17 protein-coding genes are annotated in these 20,815 nt (G+C 66.2%); 11 read left to right on the top strand and 6 right to left on the bottom strand.

The genetic code is table 11. The features are described from left to right. Positions 1–73: 73 nt before the first annotated feature. Entirely contained in the window at positions 74–982 is a 909-nt protein-coding gene (locus tag SY91_RS21825; RefSeq protein WP_023475881.1) for a LysR family transcriptional regulator, read from the bottom strand. 128 nt (positions 983–1,110) lie between these two features. On the opposite strand from SY91_RS21825, the gene SY91_RS21820 reads away from it, so the two are divergent. The 9 genes from SY91_RS21820 (at position 1,111) to SY91_RS21790 (ending at position 12,716) form a co-directional block, all read left to right on the top strand. Continuing rightward, positions 1,111–1,998 carry an NAD(P)-dependent oxidoreductase gene (locus SY91_RS21820; RefSeq protein ID WP_260632492.1) on the top strand — a complete coding sequence of 296 codons (888 nt, stop codon included), beginning with the start codon at positions 1,111–1,113 and terminating at the stop codon, positions 1,996–1,998. A 54-nt stretch (positions 1,999–2,052) separates the two neighbouring features. Further along, complete coding sequence (locus SY91_RS21815; protein ID WP_023475879.1) at positions 2,053–3,570, top strand: aldehyde dehydrogenase family protein; 1,518 nt, start codon at positions 2,053–2,055, stop codon at positions 3,568–3,570. Between the two features lie 48 nt (positions 3,571–3,618). Continuing rightward, positions 3,619–4,953 carry a DUF3100 domain-containing protein gene (locus tag SY91_RS21810; protein WP_023475878.1) on the top strand — a complete coding sequence of 445 codons (1,335 nt, stop codon included), beginning with the start codon at positions 3,619–3,621 and terminating at the stop codon, positions 4,951–4,953. Positions 4,954–5,036: 83 nt separating this feature from the next. After that, positions 5,037–6,227, top strand: a complete 1,191-nt coding sequence (locus SY91_RS21805; protein ID WP_023475877.1) for a M20 aminoacylase family protein — start codon at positions 5,037–5,039, stop codon at positions 6,225–6,227. Between the two features lie 407 nt (positions 6,228–6,634). Beyond that, positions 6,635–8,908, top strand: coding sequence for a LamG-like jellyroll fold domain-containing protein (locus tag SY91_RS21800; RefSeq protein ID WP_043887344.1), 2,274 nt, complete (start codon positions 6,635–6,637; stop codon positions 8,906–8,908). Positions 8,909–8,966: 58 nt separating this feature from the next. Further along, positions 8,967–10,424: a WD40/YVTN/BNR-like repeat-containing protein gene (locus SY91_RS35145; protein ID WP_260632486.1), complete on the top strand. Its 1,458-nt coding sequence runs from the start codon at positions 8,967–8,969 to the stop codon at positions 10,422–10,424. Next, on the top strand, positions 10,421–11,068 hold the full coding sequence (locus SY91_RS35140) for a hypothetical protein (protein ID WP_260632485.1): 648 nt from the start codon (positions 10,421–10,423) through the stop codon (positions 11,066–11,068). Before SY91_RS35145 ends, SY91_RS35140 begins: the two co-directional genes overlap by 4 nt. A gap of 50 nt (positions 11,069–11,118) precedes the next feature. After that, positions 11,119–11,301, top strand: coding sequence for a hypothetical protein (locus SY91_RS35135; protein WP_260632484.1), 183 nt, complete (start codon positions 11,119–11,121; stop codon positions 11,299–11,301). Between the two features lie 212 nt (positions 11,302–11,513). Next, complete coding sequence (locus SY91_RS21790) at positions 11,514–12,716, top strand: MFS transporter (protein ID WP_023475873.1); 1,203 nt, start codon at positions 11,514–11,516, stop codon at positions 12,714–12,716. A gap of 42 nt (positions 12,717–12,758) precedes the next feature. Here the strand turns inward: SY91_RS21790 and SY91_RS21785 are convergent, their stop codons facing one another. The 5 genes from SY91_RS21785 to SY91_RS21765 all read right to left on the bottom strand — a co-directional run bounded on the left by SY91_RS21785 (position 12,759) and on the right by SY91_RS21765 (position 18,224). Beyond that, positions 12,759–13,490, bottom strand: coding sequence for an ABC transporter substrate-binding protein (locus tag SY91_RS21785; protein WP_023475872.1), 732 nt, complete (start codon positions 13,488–13,490; stop codon positions 12,759–12,761). Further along, complete coding sequence (locus tag SY91_RS21780; protein ID WP_185921407.1) at positions 13,487–14,812, bottom strand: MFS transporter; 1,326 nt, start codon at positions 14,810–14,812, stop codon at positions 13,487–13,489. Before SY91_RS21780 ends, SY91_RS21785 begins: the two co-directional genes overlap by 4 nt. Before the next feature lie 140 nt (positions 14,813–14,952). Then, a complete protein-coding gene (locus SY91_RS21775) occupies positions 14,953–16,002 on the bottom strand; it encodes an Ldh family oxidoreductase (protein ID WP_023475870.1) in 1,050 nt (349 codons plus the stop codon). A gap of 225 nt (positions 16,003–16,227) precedes the next feature. Beyond that, positions 16,228–17,145, bottom strand: coding sequence for a LysR family transcriptional regulator (locus tag SY91_RS21770; RefSeq protein WP_043887343.1), 918 nt, complete (start codon positions 17,143–17,145; stop codon positions 16,228–16,230). A 170-nt stretch (positions 17,146–17,315) separates the two neighbouring features. Further along, on the bottom strand, positions 17,316–18,224 hold the full coding sequence (locus SY91_RS21765) for an AraC family transcriptional regulator (RefSeq protein WP_023475868.1): 909 nt from the start codon (positions 18,222–18,224) through the stop codon (positions 17,316–17,318). Positions 18,225–18,394: 170 nt separating this feature from the next. Between SY91_RS21765 and SY91_RS21760 the strand changes: the two genes are divergently transcribed. Further along, positions 18,395–19,354 (top strand): aldo/keto reductase, encoded by a 960-nt coding sequence (locus SY91_RS21760; protein WP_023475867.1) that lies wholly within the window; start codon positions 18,395–18,397, stop codon positions 19,352–19,354. 307 nt (positions 19,355–19,661) lie between these two features. Beyond that, the gene (locus tag SY91_RS21755) at positions 19,662–20,810 is read left to right on the top strand and encodes a porin (RefSeq protein WP_043887342.1); all 1,149 of its coding nucleotides are present in this window, start codon (positions 19,662–19,664) and stop codon (positions 20,808–20,810) included. Positions 20,811–20,815 lie beyond the last annotated feature (5 nt).

The following is a 20,815-nucleotide window of genomic DNA, read 5'->3' as shown; positions in this document are numbered from 1 at the left end:
TTTTCATGAAGCCGTCTCCAAACCCGAACCCGCGTCGCGTTCAGGAGCAGGAGTACGGGCCACGCCAGCCCCGCTAACGAAACGCGCGCATCTGCCCCGTCATCATCTGCAGCATCTTGTTGGCGGCCACTGACAGCTTGCGGCCCACGCGCGTGACCATGTGCGCCTCGGCGTTCTCGAGGATCGGATGCGCGATCTCGATCGCGAACAGCTCCCTGGCCTGCAGTTCGGCCGTCACCGCGAAGGCCGGCATCACCGAGATACCGAGCCCGGATTTCACGAACTCCTTCAGGATCGCGAAGGAATTGGTGGTGATGATCGGCGCGAGCCGTACGCGCTCGGCGTATTCCACGGCCTCCATCATCTGCCGCGTGCCGTAGGACGGGTGAGTGGCCGCCAGCGGGTAGGTGGCGAGCTGCTGCACCGTCAGCACCTTGTGGCTGCGGCGCGGGAAGTCGGGGCCGACGATCGCCATCATCGGCTGCCGCTTCGACGCGCGCGACACCAGCTTGGGCTCGGCGGGCGGGTTGTACACCAGGCCGATTTCGCCTTCGTCGTTCGAGATCTTGCGGATCACGTCGTTGGTGCTGCCCACGTCGAGGTTGACGCGGATTCCGGGGAACTGCCGGCAGAACTGCTGCATGGGCCCGGCCAGCAGATCCGAGACGAAGCCTTCGCCGAGCACCAGGCTGACCTGGCCGGTCTTGAGCCCGCGCAGCTCCTGCAGGCGCGAGATCAGGTCGTCGCGGTGCGCGAGCTGCTCGCGGAAATACTCGATCACGCAACGTCCCGCCTCGGTGGGCGTCACGCCGCGCGCGTGGCGCTCCACCAGGGTGGCGTCGAGCTCCTTCTCCAGCAGCCCGATCTGGCGGCTCACGGCCGAGGGCGCCACGTCGAGCCAGTCGGCCGCGGCGCGGATCGTGCCGCAACGCACGGCCTCGTAGAAATAGACGATGCGGCTGTCGGTCAGGGTATCGCTCATGATTCGCGTGTTCTAAAAAAGAGAACAATATCAATATTGGCGTTGATTGATTATACGGATCGCCGGACCGAACATCGTGGCCATGCAAGGCAGGCGCAAGCTGGCGCGCCGGCCTCGAACCAACAGCTATCAGGAGTCGTCGGATGAAAACGGTGGGCGTGATCGGTCTGGGCAACATGGGGCGCGGCATGGCGGGTTCGCTGCGGCGCGGCGACTACACGGTGCTCGGCTACGACGCGGCGCCGGGCGTGGCGCTCGCGCTGGCCGAACAGGCGGTGCTGTCGGCGCGCGATTCGGTGGCCGGGATCGCGCGCGACGCCGACGTGCTGCTGCTGTCGCTGCCGACCTCGGCGGTGGTCGAGGCGGTGGTGCTGGGCGCGGGCGGGGTGCTCGAGAACGCGAAACCGGGCTCCATCGTGATCGACACCACCACGGCCGATCCGGACAGCACGCGGCGTGTGGCGGCGGCCCTGGCCGAGCGCGGCATCGGCTTCGTCGACGGCCCGGTGAGCGGTGGCCCGAAGGGCGCGGCCACCGCCACCATGACCATGGTGCTGGGCGGCTCGGACAGCGATATCGCGGCCATCGAGCCGATCCTCGCGGCGATCAGCGCCAAGCGCGTGCATGTGGGGCCGGTGGGCGCCGGCCACGTCACCAAGCTGCTCAACAACCTGCTGACCGGCGTGCACTTGCTGGTCGCCAGCGAGGCGGTGCGTACCGCGCGCGCGGCCGGCGTCGATCCGGAAAAGCTGGTCGAGGCGCTCAACGGCGGCTCCGGCCGCAACAGCGCGACGCTGACCAACTACCCGACCTGGATCTTCAATGGCAAGTTCGATTCCGGTTTCACGATGAAGCTGATGCGCAAGGACGTGCGGCTCGCGCTGGGCCTGCTCGACCAGTTCGACAGCGTCGCGCCGGTGGCGCGCGAGGCGGCGCGCGTGTGGGCGGCCAGCGAGGGTTCCGTCGCCGACGGCGAGGACTTCAACCGCATCGTCGACTTCGTCGACCCGGCCTGAGGCGGGGCAGCCCGCGCCACGATCCCGCTCGACTCACCTACACGGAAACCTGACATGACCCAGCACGCAGACCAGTTGCTCGCCGCGTTCGCGCACTTCTTCCCCGGTGCCGCCACGATCGGCTCGTATATCGACGGCGAACTCGTCGCCGGCCAGGGCGACACGATCCAGCTTTACGATGCGGCGACGGGCGAGGCCACGCTCGCCTATCGCGACGCCGGCGCAGCCGTTGTCGACCATGCCGCCGAAAGCGCGCGCCGCGCGCAGCGCGAATGGTGGGCGCTCACGCATGCCGCGCGCGGCCGGGTGATGCAGGAGGTGGCGCGCGCGATCCGCGCCGAGGCCGACGCGATCGCGCGGCTGGAGGCGCTGGGCTCGGGCAAGCCGATCCGCGACTGCCGGGGCGAGGTGGCGAAGGTCGCCGAGATGTTCGAGTACTACGCGGGCTGGACCGACAAGTTCTACGGGAGCGTGATCCCGGTGCCGACCTCGCACCTCAACTACACGCGCCGCGAGCCGGCCGGCGTGGTGCTGCAGATCACGCCGTGGAACGCGCCGGTGTTCACCTGCGGCTGGCAGGTGGCGCCCGCGGTGGCGATGGGCAACGGTGTGCTGCTCAAGCCGTCGGAGTTGACGCCCTTCACGTCGCTGGCGGTCGCCAGGCTCGGCGAGCGGGCCGGGCTGCCGCGCGGTCTGGTCAACGTGCTGGCCGGCTTCGGTCACACCGCCGGGCAGGCCGCGATCGCGCATCGCGTGGTGAGCAAGGTGGTGTTCGTCGGCTCGCCGGCCACCGGCGCGCGCATCGCCGAGGCCGCCGCGCGCCGCGTGCTGCCGTGCGTGCTGGAGCTGGGCGGCAAGTCGGCCAATATCGTGTTCGCCGATGCCGACCTCAAGCGCGCCGCGCTGACCGCGCAGGCGGCGATTTTCGCCGGCGCGGGCCAGAGCTGTGTGGCCGGCTCGCGTCTGCTGGTGCAGCGCGCCGTCTACGACGAATTCGTCGCGATGGTGGCTGCCGGGGCGAAGAAGATCCGCGTCGGCGCGCCGCTCGACGAGGCGACCGAGGTGGGCCCGATCAACAATCGCAAGCAGTACGACCACGTGATGTCGATGATCGCGAACGGCGTGGCGGCGGGCGCCACGCTCGCCAGCGGCTCGGCCGAGCGCGTCGAGGCGGGCCGCGGCGGCTACTTCGTCGCGCCCACCGTGCTGGCCGGCGTGTCGAACGCGATGGAGGTGGCGCGCACCGAGATCTTCGGGCCGGTGGTGGCCGCCATCCCGTTCGACACCGAGGAGGAGGCGATCGCGATCGCCAACGACACCGACTTCGGCCTGGCCGGCGCGGCGTGGACCACCGACGTGGCGCGCGCGCATCGCATGGCTGCGCAGGTGAATGCCGGTACCTTCTGGGTCAACGGCTACAAGACCATCAACGTGGCGTCGCCGTTCGGCGGCTACGGCATGAGCGGCTACGGCCGCTCGAGCGGGGTCGAGGCGCTGTACGAATACACGCAGACCAAGAGCGTGTGGGTCGAGACGGCGGAAGCGCCGCCCGCCGCGTTCGGTTATCTGTAATCACCGGTCCGCATGCGACGGCAGCCGGGCTTCAAGGGGAGATTCGTCATGGAACACGCATTGGGTATCGAGCGCCGCGAGCTGGGCGGCGCGGCCACCGCCAAGGTCCTGCTTTACGCGGCCGGCATTTTGCTGGTCGCCGAATGGATCGGCTCGTTCACGTTCAAGCTCGGACCGGGCAAGGTCGTGCTGCTGCCGATGATCTGGGCGCTGCTGCTCGGCGCCGCGGTGGGGCTGGCGAGCGCGCGCTGGAACAGCAGCGCGCGCCTGAGCGTGCCCGACCAGTTCTTCGCGGCCGCGATCCTGCAGCCGGCGCTGCTGCTGTTCGTCTCCAAGCTCGGATTGATGGTGGGCAGCGCGCTGCCCAAGCTGGCGTCGGCGGGCTGGGCGCTGGCCTTCCAGGAATTCGGCCACTTCGTCGGCACCATCCTGCTCGGCCTGCCGCTCGCGTTGCTGCTCGGCATCAAGCGCGAGGCGATCGGCGCGACCTTCTCGGTGGGCCGCGAGCCGAGTCTGGCGATCATCGGCGAGAAGTACGGGATGGATTCGGCCGAGGGCCGCGGCGTGCTGGCCGAGTACCTGACCGGCACCGTGTTCGGCGCGGTGTTCATCGCCGTGTTCGCGGGTTTCGTGAGCAGCCTCGGCATTTTCGATCCGCTCGCGCTGGCGATGGGCTCGGGCGTCGGCTCGGGCAGCATGATGGCGGCCGCGTCGGGCGCGATCGCCGCGCAGCAGGACCCGGAGACGGCGAAATCGGTGCTCGCGTTCGCCGCGGCCAGCAACCTGATCACCACCACCATCGGTACCTACTTCACGCTGTTCATCTCGCTGCCGCTCGCGGTCTGGGGCTATCGCGTGCTGGAGCCGCTGATCGGCCGCACCACCAAGGCCTCGGCGCAGCCCGAGGCGGCCAGCCCGTCGCTGGGCGAAGTGCGGACCGAGGCACCCGCGCTCGGCTACGGCGGCAAGCTGCTCGCGTGGATCGTGACGGCCGCGATGGCGCTGGTGTGCGACTGGATCGCCCACGGCACCACACCGTTGGCGGGACTGCCGGGAATCGCGATCATGGTGGCCGCGACGATCGTCGGCGACGCGCTGGCGCGCGTGACGGGTCGGCGGATTCCGGCGGTCTGCTGGGTATCGGTGGTGGCGATGTTCCTGACCTCGCCGTGGTCCCCGTGGGCTTCGCAGATAGCCGCGCTCAGCTCGCACAACGATTTCCTCGGCGTAACCACGCCGATGCTGGTGTTCGCGGGGTTGTCGATCGCCAAGGACATCCCGGCCTTCCGCCGGCTCGGCTGGCGCATCGTGCTGGTGTCCTTCGTGGCCAATGCCGGCACCTTCATCGGCGCGACCCTGGTGGCGCAGCTGTTCCATATCTGACGTCTCGCGGGGCGGTGGCGGGCGGCATGAATCGGCCCGCCGCCACGCCACGCCGCGACGACCGCAAAAGTGCTTCCCTCCGCATGAAACTGATCGATTCCATCGTCGCGCACGCCGACGAACTGACGGCGATCCGCCGCGATATCCATGCCCATCCCGAGGTGGGCTACGACGTGTACCGCACCGCCGAACTCGTCGCCGAGCGGCTCGAGCAATGGGGTTACGCCGTCACGCGCGGCGTGGGCCGCACCGGCGTGGTCGGCACCTTGAAGCGCGGCGGCAGCGCGCGTGCGATCGGCCTGCGCGCCGACATGGATGCGCTGCCCGTGCAGGAGGCCAACACCTTCGCGCATCGTTCGACGGTGCCCGGCGCGATGCATGCGTGCGGCCACGACGGACACACCACCATGCTGCTCGGGGCCGCGCGCCATCTGGCGCGGCATGGCGAGTTCGACGGCACCGTGCAGCTGTTCTTCCAGCCGGCCGAGGAAGCGGGCGGCGGCGCGCGCGCGATGATCGAGGACGGCCTGTTCGAGCGTTTCCCGGTGGATGCCGTGTTCGGGCTGCACAACTGGCCCGGCATCGCGGCCGGCGATTTCGCGGTGCGGCCGGGGCCGCTGATGGCCTCGACCAGCCTGTTCCGGATCGACTTGCGCGGGGCTGGCTGCCACGCGGCCATGCCGCACCTGGGCCGCGATCCGGTGTTCGCGGCGGGGCAGGTGCTGAGCGCGCTGCAGGGGATCGTCACGCGCAACCGCAATCCGATCGACGGCGCGGTACTGTCGGTCACGCAGGTGCATGCGGGCGAGGCAATGAACGTGGTGCCGACCGATGCCTGGCTCGGCGGCACGGTGCGGACCTTCTCGGATGCGACGCTCGACCTCATCGAGACGCGCATGCGCGCGGTGGTGGCCGCGACGGCCGCGGCCTTCGATTGCGAGAGCGAGGTGGATTTCCAGCGCCAGTATCCGGCTACCGTGAACGACGCCGAACAGACGGCAGTGGCGGTAGCGGTGATGCGCGAGCTGGTGGGCGACGCGCATGTGAACGCGGCCGTCGATCCGACCATGGCGGCGGAGGATTTCTCGTTCATGCTGCGCGAGAAGCCGGGTTGTTATGCGTTCCTCGGGAATGGGGCGGGCGATCATCGCGTGCACGGGCATGGCGGCGGGCCTTGCCTGCTGCATAACGCCAGTTACGACTTCAACGATGCGTTGCTGCCGGTGGGAGCGAGTTATTTCGTGAGGCTGGTGGAGCGCGTGTTGGGGCGGTAGGCAGGCGCTGCCGACACTGCAGGGGGAGTCGACGCCGCTTTGCGCGACACCACGGTCGGCGACGATTTTATTTCGTTGGACGAATAGGCTGGATTCCGGGGAAGTCTTGCGGTTCCGCGTCGGCGTCGGCCGATGAAGCGCCATGTGTACTTCGCAAACGGTGACGACCTTTGCTCTGTTCTACGGCTGTGCCCGGCCGCCTCGTGCACTCCTCGATCCTTGCATCATCGATGTGACAAGTGCGTGTCATCGGTGAATTTGTTATTTTCCGCTTGATTGGATCCCTATCACACTGGATAGAATGCTTCCCGTTCCTGATGAATACGGAACGGATAGTACATTTTTGTCGCGTTGACGATAGCGAAAAAACAGGGGATCCAGACATGCGAGACAAGGGAGCATCGACGATGCTGTCCGAGGAAATCGTCCCACTCGGCGACATCGAGAGTACTGCACGACGCCATTTCGTGATGGGTCTCGGTGCAACGCTTCTGGCCGGATGCGGCGGTGACGGAGGTAACGCGGTTACAGACGCTGAGCGTACATCGGCAAACAACAGCGCCCTGGCGTCCGGAGTTGCTCCAACTTCTGGCGGTATCGACGCACGCGCGACGTCGGCAGGCACTGCCCAAACCCGCACCTTCACGCATCCTGGCTTGCTGCATACCGAGGCGGATTTCGAACGCATGCGCGCGAAAGTCGGCGCGCACGCTTCCCCGTGGATCGACAGCTGGAACGTGCTCGTCGCCAACGGTCACACGCGCCTGACGAACAAGCCGAACCCGCAGGTCGGCATATATCGCGGCAACGATCCGACGCATGGTCAGAACTACGGCGCGCTCTACAACGACATCGCCGCCGCCTATGGCGACGCGCTGCGCTGGAAGGTGTCGGACGACAAGCGCTACGCCGACAAGGCCGTGGAGTATCTGGACCAATGGGCCTCGACGCTGACGACGCTCGGCGGCAGCGACGTGGCGCTCGCCGCCGGCATCTATGGCTACGAGTTCGCCAACGCCGCCGAAATCATGCGCAGCTACAGCGGCTGGAGCCCGGCCGGCCTCGCCGCGTTTCAGGCGATGATGCGCAATGTCTTCTACCCGGTCAGCCATGCTTTCCTGACCCGTATCGACACCGCGATGGACACGCACTACTGGGCCAACTGGGGACTGGCGAACATCGCGTGCGTCCTGGCCATTGGCGTGCTGTGCGACGATGCCGAGCTCGTCAACGAGGCCGTCACCCATTTCAAGACCGGTGGCAGTAACGGCTGTATCCGGCAAGCCGTGTATTACATGCATCCCGGCAACCTCGGACAATGGCAGGAAGCCGGCCGGGACCAGGGGCACAGTGTGCTCGGCATTGCATTGACGGGCGCCATTTGCGAGATGGCGTGGAATCAGGGCATCGACCTGTACGGCTACGACAACAACCGCTTCCTCGCAGGCGCGGAATACGTGGCCAAGGCCAACCTGACACAGGAGGACGGCGCGTTCCACACGGTGCCTTTCGTCACGTACCAGAACAGCGCCGGCGTCATCCAGACGCAGCTGTCCACCGGCGGGCAAGGCAGCGCCCTGGGGCGGCCCTGCTGGGCGCTGGTGGCCAACCATTACATCAACCGCAAAGGTCTGGCGGCGCCTTACACCCAGCGCGCAGCCGAGCTTGTGGCACCGGAAGGCGGTGGCGGCAACTACGGCCCCAACAGTGGCGGATTCGACCAGCTTGGCTACGGCACGCTCACCTGCACGCTCGACCCCGGCACCCCTGCCGCCACGCCGACCGGCCTGACGGGCTACACCAGTGCGGGCAAGGTGGTGCTGTCGTGGTGGGGCAGCAGCAACGCCGTCAGCTACAACGTCAAGCGCGCCACCATTGCCGGCGGACCATACAGCACCATCCAGAGCGGGATCACCGATCTGCTGACCTATACCGACATGCCAGCCGGTGCCGGCACGTATTTTTATGTCGTGACGGCGCAAACGATTGCGGGCGAATCGGCGCACTCCAACGAAGTGAAAGTGATCACGGCGCAGCAGTTGCTCGCGCACCTCGCGTTCGATGAAGGCAGCGGCATCACGGTCGCCGATAGCTCGGGCAACGGGCGCAATGGCACGCTCAACGGCGCTACGTGGGCAGCGGGGCGCAGCGGCAACGCGGTCTCGCTCAACGGCTCGGGCGCGTATGTGGCGCTGCCCGACGATCTGCTGGCCGATGTGTCGGACTTCACCATCGCCAGCTGGGTGTTCTGGAACGGCTCGCAGACGTGGGCACGCCTGTTCGATTTCGGCACGGGCTTTCACCGCTACATGATGTTCACGCCGCGCGGGCAGATGCGCAACGGCTGGGCCGGCATGCGCTTCGCGATGACGGCCAACGGCCCCGGTGACGGCCCTCCGGAACAGATCATCGACGCGCCCACCGAGCTGCCGAGCAAGCGATGGGTGCATGTGGCCGTCACGCTGTCGGGTTCGACCGGCACGATCTACGTGGACGGCGTGCCCGTCGGTACCAACACGGCGATGTTCCAGGCGCCGTTCCGCCTCGGCAGTGCCACGCAGAACTGGCTGGGCAAATCGCAATACAGTGCCGACGCCACGTTCCACGGCCTGATCGACGATTTCCGCATCTATCGCGGTGCGCTCGGCGCTGCGCAGATTGCATCGCTCGTGGCGAATTGATTGCACAGGGCCCGACGGCGGGCCCTGCGATGAACCTCTTCCTTCAAGGATTTCTCCGATGACCGTGTTTTCTCAGCGATGGATTGCCGCTGCGGCGGTGGCGTGTACGTTATGGGGCTGTGGTGGTGGATCCGACAGCACGACAGGCGCGTCCAGTCTGGCCGCCAATGTCGCCGCCAATCGTGGCCAGATCGGCGGAAACGGCAGCGGCAGCAACCTGCCGGCGGCGAGCTGGACCAGCGTCAAGTGGGGCGGGGGCGGCTACGTCACCGGCCTGATCTATCATCCGACCAACGCGAGCCTGCTGTACGCACGCACCGACGTCGGCGGCGCGTACCGCTGGAACGCGGCCAGCTCGACATGGACGCCCATCACCGACGGCATCGGTTTCGGTGCGGGCGAGGGCGACTTCCACGGCGTCGAAAGCCTCGCACTCGACCCGAACGACGACCAGCTCGTCTACATGATGACCGGCATTACGGTGACGCAGGGGCACAACGGCCGCATCTACATCTCCAGCGATCGCGGCAACACGTGGACGCACTACGACCTGCCGTTCCCGGTAGGCGGCAACGACAACGGCCGGGCCACCGGCGAGCGCCTGCAGGTGGACCCCAACAATCCGTCGACGCTGTTCTACGGCTCGCGCACGGCCGGCCTGTGGAAGAGTGCCGATTCGGGCCGCACGTGGTCGCAGGTCACGGGATTGTCCTCCACCACGATCGGCGGCGGCAATTCCCCGATCGGCGTCGAACAGGTGATCTTCGATACGTCGGGCAAGGGTAGCGGCCAGCCGACCTGGATCATGTGGGCCACCGTCGCCCCGGACTACGCGAACGCGGCGGGCCTGACGTCGACGCTGTACAAGTCCACCAACGGCGGCTTCTCGTGGACGCCGGTGCCGGTCCCGTCAGCGGTGTCTGGCTACTACATCCCGCACGTCGTGCGCACGTTCGACGGCACCTTTTACGTGGCGTTCAACGCGGGCGTCGGCCAGGGCATCGGCGGACCGAGCCGTCTCTACAAGTTCGGCGGCAGCAACGACAGCAACTGGACGCTGCTCAACAGCTCCAGCAGCAACGGCTTTGGCGGCCTGTCCGTCGCCGGTCTGGGCTCGTCCGCTCGCATTGCACTGGGCATGACCGGCTGGAGCGACACCAGCAAGACGATCCAGCTATCCGACGACGGCGGCACTACATGGCGCGAAATCGAGGCCGGCATGCCGCATACCGGCATTGCTGCGGGTGGCTGCGCCGGCTGGGTCGAGGGCGTCACCATCGACCCAACCAATCGCGATCACGTCATGCACGTCCACGGCGGCGGCATCTGTGAAACGATGAACGCCTCGTCGCCCACGCCAACCTGGAGCCCCAAGGTCGACAACCTCGAGGAAACCGTGACGCTGGCGCTGGTCACGGCGCCGCCCGGTGCGTCATACAACTTCATCAACAGCGCGGGCGATATCGGCACGTGGGTCAATACGGAACTTTCGACGAGGCCGACGAAGGGCCCTTGAACACGTGGAGCAACGGCAACTCGGCCGATATGTCGTGGTCCGATCCGGCGTACATCGCCGCCGCGGGCGTCGACAACGCCAACGGCCATGCCACCAGGGGCTTCTGGTCGGGCGACAGCGGCAATAGCTGGTCGACGTTCGCGTCGCTGCCCAACGGCGCAGCGGCAAGCCAGAGCAACGTGGGCAACCTGGTCGTCCCGTCACGCAACAACGTGACCTGGGCACCGCCGGACTCGGTGCCGTCGTACACGACCAACAATGGCGCCAGCTGGACGGCGACCAACCTGCCGGCGTTCAGCGCCGTCTGGAACGGCTTCCCGCGTGCCTACCGCCTGGCCGCGGACCGCAAGAACCCGAACAAGGTCTATGCGTATGATTCGGGCGGTGCGTCGTGGAGCTGGCAGCGCGGCAAGATCTACGTCTCGAACGATGGCGGCCACACGTTCACGCTGAGCCAGGGCTCGGTGAACGCGAATCTGGCGTGGAATTCGTGGCGGGATACGTCGATGGCGGTTAATCCGAACGCGGAGGGCGATCTTTGGCTGGCCGACGGCACGGCCGTGTACCACTCGGTGGACTCGGGGCGACCTGGTCGAAGCTCGGCGCCTTTGCGTCGGCCAACGGCACGCCGGGCGCCACCGTGATCGCGTTGGGCAAGGCACCGACCGGTTCGCCGTACTCGGCCGCGGTCTACGTGGAAGGCACGCTGAACGGCGTCTGGGGCATTTACCATTCCGACGACGGCGGCGCGACGTGGGCGCGCTTCAACGACGACGCGCACCAATTCGGCGACTCCGGCGTGATGGCCGGCGACTGGAACACATACGGCCGGATTTACGTCAATGGCGCCGCTCGCGGTCTGATCTTCAGCAATTGAGGTCGACCGTCCGGTTGCGGTTTGCAACCGGACGGTGCGCGTGGTTGAATGGCGGCAAGGACGAGGATCTCGTGCTTTCTCGTGCTCGTCAGCGGGGGTCGATCCGAGCAGCGCAACATCGGCGGCGCGTCCGGATCGACGTACCGAGCGCCCCGCGAAGCGGGCGTATCCCGCGGGCGCCTTCCGACCAATCTTGCAGAGGCATACGCGTGATGCGCGTCGATCAGCCGGCCTTTCTGGGTTCTCTCTTTCTGGCGCGTCTTGCGGACCAGATGCTGCTCTTTCTGGTGCCGCTCGTCGTCTTTCAGGTCACTCGGCAAGCGACGTGGTCCGGGCTCGCTTTTTTCATCGAAACGCTCCCGCGATTCATTGCCTTCCCGATCTGCGGTGCACTGAGCGATCGCGTGTCGCCGATTCGCGTGCTGCGAATGAGCCAGGCCAGCCGGGCCGTCGCTTGTCTGATCGGCATCGTCGGCTATGTCGCCTGGAGCGGAATCGGCTGGCTGATCGCGCTGTCCGCCGTATGCGGCGTACTCACGAGCCAGGGTCTCGTCGCCCGGGAGGTGCTGCTGCCGCAGATTTTTCCGCTGCAGCGCTTCGAGAAGGTGCTGGCCCATACGCAGCTCGCCGATCAGTCGGGCGTCGTGCTCGGACCGATCGTTGCGGCGGCGCTGCTGGGATGGCGCACCTGGGAGTGGGGCGTCGCTTGCGCGGCGCTACTGTTCGTCGCGGCGGATCTGTTGGCGTTCGTATGGCAGCGCACCAGCACGGCGCGCATTGCGCGTCCCGAGCACGCGGTGGGGCCGTGGTATGCGCCGTTCGGCGTGGCGCTGACGCATGTCCTTACGCTGCCGGGGCTCTCGCGGCTCGTCCTGCTCGCGGCGGCGGAAAACCTCGTGATCGGGACGACACTGGCGACGTCGGCTGCGATGGTCACCGGTACGTTTCGGCAGTCGGGCGGTTTCTATGCGGGGCTGCAGGTCGCGGGTGCCGTCGCGACGGTCGTGGTCCTGTTGTTCGTCGCGCGTATCGAGGTATCGCGCGTGCGGCTCGGCATCGTCGCATTCGTCGCGATCGCGGCCGGCGGCCTCGTGATGGGCCTGTCGGGTTCGATCGCGATGTACGTTGCCGGTTTCCTGATGGTCATCGGTTTCGACAAGATGTTCAACGTGTACATCCGCAGCGCACGGCAGGCGATCATTCCCCCTCGGGACTATGGCAAGACGACGGGCGTCATCGTCCTGCTGAACAACGCGACGCAGCCGCTTGGGGGGCTGCTCGTGGGGCTCTTCTCCGGCCGCGGGCGCGTGGCGCTCGTCGTGACGCTGACGTCGATCGGCATGGCGATACTGGGTGGCGCGATCGTTGCCGTCGGCGCGGCGCGGACGCGATCGACCGCGCGCGTGTCGGACTGACGCGACTGACGCCCAAGCCGACGACGCGTGGGCCGCGTCGGCCTACGCAGCGGGCGCGACCGACGCGCCGGTAATCTTGTGCCGCGCGAGTGCCTCGGCGACGAACCCGGATGCCTTCGCTTCCTCGACGAAGGCCCGCAACGTGTCGGCTGCCGCCGCACCGCGGCTTTTCGGCAAACCCATCGCCTGACGGATCACCATGAATCGCTCGTCGAGCAAACGCAGGCCAGGCGCTTGACGTGCGTCTGCCTCGAGCTGCTGCTTGACGCCGGCGGCCACATCCAGGCCCTCGTCGAGGAACGTCCGGACGACGGTCGGAGACGTCGGTGCCCGCACGATCCGCGCATGCTTCAACTCGCGCGTCAGGAACAAATCGTAAGCGCTTCCCTCACCAACTGCCACGCGGATCGACGGCTGGTCGACATCGTCGTTGGCGCGAATCGACGATTCATCGCGCACCATGTAATAGCCTTCGATCAAGACGTACGGATCGGTAAACGCGATGGTTTCTCCTCGTCGTGGATCGATGGCGAAGAAGCCGATGTCCGCCCGCTCGTCGCTGACCGCCTGGACGGACTTGCCGGCCGCGTCGAGCACCACGAGTTCAAGTGCCACGCCGAGCGTTGCGGCAAAGGCGCGCGCCAGGTCGACCGACACACCGGCCGGTTCGCCCGATGCGTCCTTGCCCGCGAGAATGGGATTCCCGAGATTGATCGATGCCCGCAGCTTGCCGGTGGGTGTGAGTGCGCGAATGGCGGATGGGTCGGGTTTCATGTCGATAGCGTGAAGAAAAGAAATTCATGGGGGCACGGGCCTTCAGCCGCAGACCCGTGCATCGCTCGACTCGCGTTGCGCGAGCGCTCGGGCCTCAGCAGTATCGCGACGGCCAGCACGCTGGCGAGCGCAATACCGCCCGCGAGAAAGAACGCGCTGAAGAACGTATGGCTTTCCTGCACGAGAAAGCCGGTTGCAGCCGGGCCGACGATGCCCGCGCAGTTGGCGATCGCGTGTACGCATCCGCCGACACTGCCGAGTTTCGGGCCGGGGATCGTGTCCTGAATCAGTGCCCAATAGGCGCTGCCGCTCAGATAAAGGGCAAACACCGCAACGGCCATCAACAGCAGCGCACCGAGCGTCGTGGTCACGGCGCCGGCCAGCGTGACGCACACGCCTGCCGTGCCGAGACAGGCGACCAATACCCGCTTGCGCGCGAGCAGTGCGTTGCCCGTGCGGCGAAAGATCAGATCGGACAGCACGCCGCTCAGTCCGTAGCCGATGAACCCCAGCAGCCAGGGCAGCACCGTCGCGAGACTCATGCTTTTCAGGCTCAGGTGACGGTCCATCGTCAGAAAGGTCGGGAACCAGGTGAGAAAGAAAAACAGGATGTAGCTGTAACCGAAGTACGAAATCATCGCCGCGAGAATGGCGGGCTGCTTGAGGTAGAAGCCGAGGGGCCGCAGGTCCGCAGGGCTTTCGGGGACGCTTCGGTCGGATTCGATCAGCCGACGTTCGTCATCGGATACGCGTGCATGCTGATGCGGCTTGTCGGTCGCCATGAACATCCAGAACACCAGCCAGAGCAAGCCGAAACACGCGATTCCGGCGAATGCGACGCGCCACCCGTAAGCGGCCGTCAGCAGGCCGACGACCGGCCCCGCGACCGCGCCGCCCAGCGGCAGGCCGCAATTCGCGAAGCCGAATGCGGTCGCCGACTCCTTGTGAGGAAACCAGTTGTTCACGATCTTGTTGATCGTCGTCGCGAGCGGGCCTTCGGCCATGCCGAACAGCGTGCGGACTGCCAGTAGCGAGCCGAAGCCGCCGGCAAGGCCGGTCGCACCGCATAGCAACGACCACGTCAGGACTGCCCCGGAGAAGACGCGCTTGCCGCCCCAGCGATCCGCCGCCCATCCGCCGATGAAATTGAATGCCGCGTAGCCGATGAAGAACGTCGAGAACAGCAGCCCGAGGCTGCTCGGCGACATATGCAGTTCCCGCATGACGGCGGGGGCGGCGACGGACAGCGCCGCACGGTCGAGATAATTGATGAAGCCTGCGATGAACAGCAGCAGGACGATGCGCCATCGAATGTTTGTCACCTGTCGCTCCCTGGAGCTTGTTATGTGCTTGACGGCCGGGCGCTCGAACGCGCTATCCGGTCCGTCGCTTGTCGTTTCGCTGCCGCGCCGTGCGTTCGGAGCGGTGCGAGCGTGGCGGGCCACGCTCGCGAACGCGGCGTTCAGCGCCGCGGACGGGCGGTCGCTTCCAGCATCGCGAGCTGTGCCGCGCCGATATCGATGCCTTCCGCCATCTGGCGTTCCAGGCGACCGAGTTCGATCTCGCCGGGCACGATCACGGGCGCCTCCGGATCGGCCGGTTGGGAGCCGTGCAGGATCGCCGCGTAATCGGCCATGTGCGTGGCGAGCCACCCGGTGCTGCCGAGCCGGGTCGTATCGATGAGAATGAAGAAGTGGCCGAGATTCTGCGGTTGTTCAGGGTCGTCCTCCCACGACTTGACGTGCGTGAGATACGCCGCTCCGGAAAGCAGTCCCGCGAACAGGTCGACCACCAGTGCGAGGCCGTAGCCCTTGTGGCCGCCGATCGGCAGCAGAAAGCCGTCGAGCGCGGCTTTCGGATCGGTGGTCGGTTTGCCTTGCGCGTCGGTGGCCCAGTCGCCGGGAATCGGTTCGCCGCGCTTGAGCGCGTTGCGGATCTTCGCCCGTGCCGCGACGCTGATCGCCATGTCGAGCATGAACGGACGACCATTCGGGTTCGGGACGCCAAAGCCGACGGGACTGTTGCCCAGGCGAGCGTCGGTACCGCCCCACGGCGCGATCGTCGTCGTCGCGTTACTGCCGATGATGCTGGCGAAGCCCTGCATCGCGGCGAGGTACGAATAGGGGGAGACGGGGCCGAAGTGATTGCTGCCGCGCACGAACACACAGGCAATGCCATGTTCGCGTGCGGCCGTCATCGCGAGATCGAGTGCGCGATGGCCGACGAGCGGGCCGATGCCGTTGTCGCCGTCGAGGCGGTAAAGGGCCGGCGCCACCTGTTCGGTGGTGATCGACGGTGCGGGATTGATGCCGCCGATGCGCAGGCGCGAGCCGTACGATTCGATACGGCTCGTGCCGTGCGTACGCAGACCGAACAGATCGGCAAGCACGAGGATCGTGGCGGTGTCGGTCGCATCGGCGCGCGTCAGGCCGAGCGCGCAGAGTGCTTCGATGGTCAGCTCGGTCAGATGTGCCTTGCTGACGATGCCGTAAGTGGGAGTGGGCTGGGTCATGGAACGCGTTGTCTCCTTCGATTTGAAAACCGTGCGGTTCAAGCGGCTGCGAATAGCACGACGCTTGCGTTTCGCACATGATCGAGCAGGAGCAGTTCACGCAACAAACGCATATTTTCGTTCGATTGGTGCGCCGTGCGCACGAATCGAACCCAATCCAACCCAACCACCGGATGCCCGCGAAGGCTTTGCCGTGCCGCCCGAAGCCGAGGGCCGGCGCTTCGCCTAAGCGGCCGTGCTTGCGGGAGGCACACCGGGTGCACGCATCTCCGTCAACAGCTGAAGGAAGAAGCGGCCCGCGGAGGACAACCCGCGGCCGCGCCGCTGGATGACACCCAGCGTTCGCCGGATCGGCGGATCGACGAGCGCGACGCTGGCAAGTACCTTGTGCGGGCCGCGGGGCATCGCGAGCCGAGGCACGACACCGACGCCCAGGCCCGCTTCGATCAGACTCACGAGCGCGGGTACATGGCGTACCTCGCAGAACCATTTGGGCCGGTCGGCCGCGCCTGCCAGCGCCTCGTCTATGACCGCGCGATTGCCGCTGCCTTGCGCGATGGCCAAATACTCGAGGCCGGCGAGCTCCGCCCACGCGACGGATTTGCGCTTTGCGAGCGGATGACTGCGCGGGCAAGCGAGAACGAAAGGGTCGTCGAGCAGCGGCGTGAATTCGATGTCCGGCTCTTCGGTGCCGACGTAAGTCAGGCCGAAATCGGCTTCCCCGCGCGCGACGGCGAGAAAAACCATCGACGACGGCTCGTCGATGAGACGCAGGCGAATGCCCGGGTAGCGCTGATGATAGGTCGCGATGGTTTCCGGCAGGAAGTAGCGCACCGCCGACGGCACGCACGCGACCGTGAGTTCGCCGGTCATCTTGCGGGCAAGGTCGTCGAACTCGAGCATCGAGTTGTCGACCTCGTTGAGGATGCGGTGAGCGCGCTCGAGAAACCCGCGGCCGACGATCGTCAGGTCCATCTTCCGTGTGGTTCGCTCGAACAGCCTGACGCCCAGCACCTCTTCGAGTTTTTCTATCCGGCGCGACAGCGCGGACGCCGACAGATGCAGTGCATCGGCCGCCGCGCGAAAGCTGCCGAGGTCGGCCGTCGCCACGAAGGCCCGCAAGTCCGATATCTCGAAATTCATTCCGATGACCACAGCGAGGGAAAGGGGGGCTCAGTTTCGGCGTGCCGATGGGGGCTGTCAATTCGTGCGTGCGGCACACGAATTCGCCGGCGCGATCGGCCTGCCTTGCGGCGCGCCACTCCCATACTGCTCGGTGCCGGGTACGCAGCGAGGTCGGCCGGGCGGCCGGCTCAAGTGATCCTTGCCGAATCCGCCGAATCCGCCGATGCGCGCAAGCGAGTGATGTCGCGTGCCGGCGATTCTCCAAAGTGGCGGCGATATTCGCGACTGAACTGCGACGGGCTCTCGTAACCCACGCGGATGGCGGCGGTCGTGACGTCGATGTCGTGGACCAGCATCAGGCTGCGCGCTTGCTGCAGCCTGAGTTGCTTCTGGAACTGCAGCGGCGTCATCGCCGTCACCGCGCGAAAATGCTCGTGCAGACTCGACGGGCTCATGCCCGCTTCCGCGGCAAGCCGCTCGATGCTGAACCGTTCCCGGAAATGCTTGCCGAGCCATGCGATGGCGCGACCGACCTGAGCCACCCGGCCCTGGCCGGCGGTAATGTGGCGCATCCTGGCGCCGTCGGGACCGGCGAGCAGGTGATAGAGAATTTCCTGTTCGGCAAGCGGCCCGAGCACGGGCAGCGCTGCCGGATTGTCGAGCAGACGCAGCAGGCGCAGCGCCGCATCGAGCAGAGCGGCGCCGGCGTCGGACACCGTTTTGCCGACGGGCGGGGATGGCGCTTCCGGTAATGGCGGCACGCGCAGCGCCAGATCCGCCAGCATGACCGGATCGAAATCGAGGTACAGGCACAGGTAGGGTTTGTCGGGCGTCGCATCGACCACGCGACCGGTTGCCGGCAGATCGTAGGTCACGACTCCGTAGCGCCCCGGTGCATATTTCAAGACACGGTCGCCCAGCGTGACCTCCTTGTGTCCCTCCGCGACGAGACAGAGTTGCGGCCGGTAAACATTCGGCATCGGCATCGTCACCGTGGAGGATCGAACGAGCGTCATCCGCTCGATCGGGGTGGCCTGGAAGCCGTCCATCGACACGTGCTGGGCAATCACGGAAGCGATTTCAGTCAAGGTTTCCATGCATCCGACTATCGCATGCCGCGCGGAAGGGCGCCAATGCGAACCTGTTTCTGGAGGATCGTGCAGCTATTTCGGGATATCAGGCTAACGGTTCGGCGGCGCCGCGCATCACAGTGTGAGCGGCAGCCGGGGCACGACAAACCCGGTCGCGAAACGAATAGGGAACGCACATGACAACCGACAATCCGAAAACCCCCACGATTGCACTGGGCACGTGGGCCTGGGGCGACAGCGGCGAGGCGGGCAATGGCTACTTCGGCAGCAGCCTCACGCGGGCTGGCCTGGAAGCGGTCGCCGACAAGGCCCATGCGGCCGGATTCAGCCTCTGGGACACCGCCATGGTGTACGGCATGGGCCGTTCAGAAACCGTACTCGGCGACGTGCTGAAGCGCTTCGCGCGCAGCGACTACCGGCTTTCGACGAAATTCACCCCGCAGGCCGCGGGAACCGGCGCCGATCCGGTGGCGGACATGCTGGCGCAGAGTCTGGCCCGCCTCGGTACGGATTACGTCGACTTCTACTGGATTCACAATCCGGCCGATGTGGCACGGTGGACACCGCACCTGATTCCGTTGCTCGAGAGCGGGAAGATCAAGCACGTCGGCGTCTCGAATCACAACCTGGGCGAAATCGAGCAGGCCGACCGGATTCTCCGCGAAGCCGGGTTTCGGGTCGAAGCGATCCAGAACCACTACAGTCTGCTTTACCGCGATTCCGAGCGCGCCGGCATCCTCGACTATTGCCGCGATCGCGGCATCCCGTTCTTCGCCTATATGGTGCTCGAGCAGGGCGCGCTGAGCGGCAAGTATGGTCCGGCGCATCCTTTGCCGGAAGGCAGCAACCGGGCGCAGACCTACAATCGCATGCTGCCTCGGCTGAAAGCGCTGACGGATGCACTCGCCGCGATCGGTCGAAAGCGCGGGGCAGCCGCGCCCGATGTCGCGACGGCCTGGGCCCTCGCCAAGGGAACGACGCCGATCGTCGGCGTGACCCGGCCCGACCATGTCGATGGCCTGGTTCGAGCCAGCCGCATCGCGCTTGCCGCCGACGAAATCGCCGAGCTGGAAGCGCTCGCCGATGCCGCCGATGTGAACACGCGCGGCTGGTGGGAGCAGGAGATGCAAGGCTGAAGCGTCGTTGTCCCGGCCCTCCAACGTCCGTTCCGACCACGCCGACGTGGACCGCGCAGTACCCCGCTGAAATTCAATGCCAGCGCATGGCGCGCTGGCCGGTCCCATGTTTCAACCGGCGAATAGCCGTTTTCCGCGCTGATAAATATCCCCCATTTTGAAGAGCACCTTCCCGCCGCGCAGGGCTAACAGCAGAAAATCGGCTCATTACACTGCGCCCGTCGCATCGCCGGGAAGCCTCGATGTGACGTATACGCAGCGCGCAAGCGTTACGACCGGCAAACGAAAGACTTGGGGGTAAATCGTCATGAACAAGCGTTGGGGGACCATCGCGCCTGCCGCCTTGCTTGCTGCAGCCGCACACGCGCAGAGCAGCGTGACCCTGTACGGCAAGATCGAGGACGGGATCAACTACACGAGCAACGCACGCGGCCACGGAACCGTGCAACTGCAAAGCGGCTACGACTACGGCAGCCGCTGGGGCATCAAGGGCACGGAAGACCTTGGCGCGGGCTACCAGGCGATTTTCACGCTCGAGAGCGGGTTCGACGTCAACACCGGCAAAATGAACCAGGGTGGTCGGGAATTCGGCCGCCAGGCCTTCGTCGGCATCGCGTCGGATCGATATGGCACGCTGACGTTCGGTCGCCAGTACGATCCGAGCGTCGACATCTTCTCGCCGCTCACCGCGAACGGCAACTGGACCGGCTACCTGTTCTCGCATCCGTACGACAACGACAACACCGACTACTCGTTCCGCGTGAATAACGCGGCCAAGTACGTGTCGCCGGTATGGCACGGCGTGACCGCGGAGGCGATGTATGGATTCAGCAATCAGGCGGGCGGCTTCGCGAACAACCGCCTGTATGGCGCCGGGCTGCAGTACCAGCAGGGCGGCCTAACGGTCGGCGCGTCGTATCTGAAGATCAATAACGCACGCAATGCCGATTCGACCGGCGCGATCACCGGAGACAACACGTTCGATGCATCGTCGCAGCAGAACATCGGCATTGGCGTGAATTACGCATTCTCGAATGCGCTGGTGGGGTTCACGTATTCGCACGTCGATGTCTACGATCCGACTTCGAATGCGTATTTCACCGGTACGACGCAGCCGGCGGGTGGCGCGTGGAAATCGTGGAAGTTCGACAACTTCGAGGTGAACGGCCTCTATCACTTCACGACCGCGTTCTACGTCGGCGCGGCATATACGTACACCCGGACCCGCGTCGCGTCGACGGTCGGCGCGTTCAATCCGAAGTGGCATCAACTGAGCACGAAGTTGAACTACGACTTGTCGAAACGCACGTCGGTATTCGTTGAAGGCGTCTATCAGCATGCAATGAGCGCACACACGGGCACCGACTTCGATTACGCGTACATTCCAGGCGCCGCCGATATCTCGTCGGGCCCGAATCAATATGTCGCGCGCATCGCGCTGCTGCATCATTTCTGACGCGA

Origin of the sequence: Burkholderia cenocepacia (genome assembly GCF_014211915.1) — a bacterium.
In the GTDB taxonomy this organism is placed as follows: domain Bacteria; phylum Pseudomonadota; class Gammaproteobacteria; order Burkholderiales; family Burkholderiaceae; genus Burkholderia; species Burkholderia orbicola.
The sequence above is the reverse complement of the archived record's forward strand: the minus strand, read 5'-3'. Positions and strand labels throughout refer to the sequence as shown.

Bases quoted from the DNA above. Each gene is read 5' to 3' on its own strand.
- SY91_RS21825 (WP_023475881.1), bottom strand. From the start codon at position 982: ATGAGCGATACCCTGACCGACAGCCGCATCGTCTATTTCTACGAGGCC.
- SY91_RS21785 (WP_023475872.1), bottom strand. From the start codon at position 13,490: ATGAAACCCGACCCATCCGCCATTCGCGCACTCACACCCACCGGCAAG.
- SY91_RS21760 (WP_023475867.1), top strand. From the start codon at position 18,395: ATGACAACCGACAATCCGAAAACCCCCACGATTGCACTGGGCACGTGG.
- SY91_RS21775 (WP_023475870.1), bottom strand. From the start codon at position 16,002: ATGACCCAGCCCACTCCCACTTACGGCATCGTCAGCAAGGCACATCTG.
- SY91_RS21805 (WP_023475877.1), top strand. From the start codon at position 5,037: ATGAAACTGATCGATTCCATCGTCGCGCACGCCGACGAACTGACGGCG.
- SY91_RS21755 (WP_043887342.1), top strand. From the start codon at position 19,662: ATGAACAAGCGTTGGGGGACCATCGCGCCTGCCGCCTTGCTTGCTGCA.
- SY91_RS21810 (WP_023475878.1), top strand. From the start codon at position 3,619: ATGGAACACGCATTGGGTATCGAGCGCCGCGAGCTGGGCGGCGCGGCC.
- SY91_RS21800 (WP_043887344.1), top strand. From the start codon at position 6,635: ATGCTGTCCGAGGAAATCGTCCCACTCGGCGACATCGAGAGTACTGCA.
- SY91_RS21770 (WP_043887343.1), bottom strand. From the start codon at position 17,145: ATGAATTTCGAGATATCGGACTTGCGGGCCTTCGTGGCGACGGCCGAC.
- SY91_RS35145 (WP_260632486.1), top strand. From the start codon at position 8,967: ATGACCGTGTTTTCTCAGCGATGGATTGCCGCTGCGGCGGTGGCGTGT.
- SY91_RS21815 (WP_023475879.1), top strand. From the start codon at position 2,053: ATGACCCAGCACGCAGACCAGTTGCTCGCCGCGTTCGCGCACTTCTTC.
- SY91_RS21765 (WP_023475868.1), bottom strand. From the start codon at position 18,224: ATGGAAACCTTGACTGAAATCGCTTCCGTGATTGCCCAGCACGTGTCG.
- SY91_RS21790 (WP_023475873.1), top strand. From the start codon at position 11,514: ATGCGCGTCGATCAGCCGGCCTTTCTGGGTTCTCTCTTTCTGGCGCGT.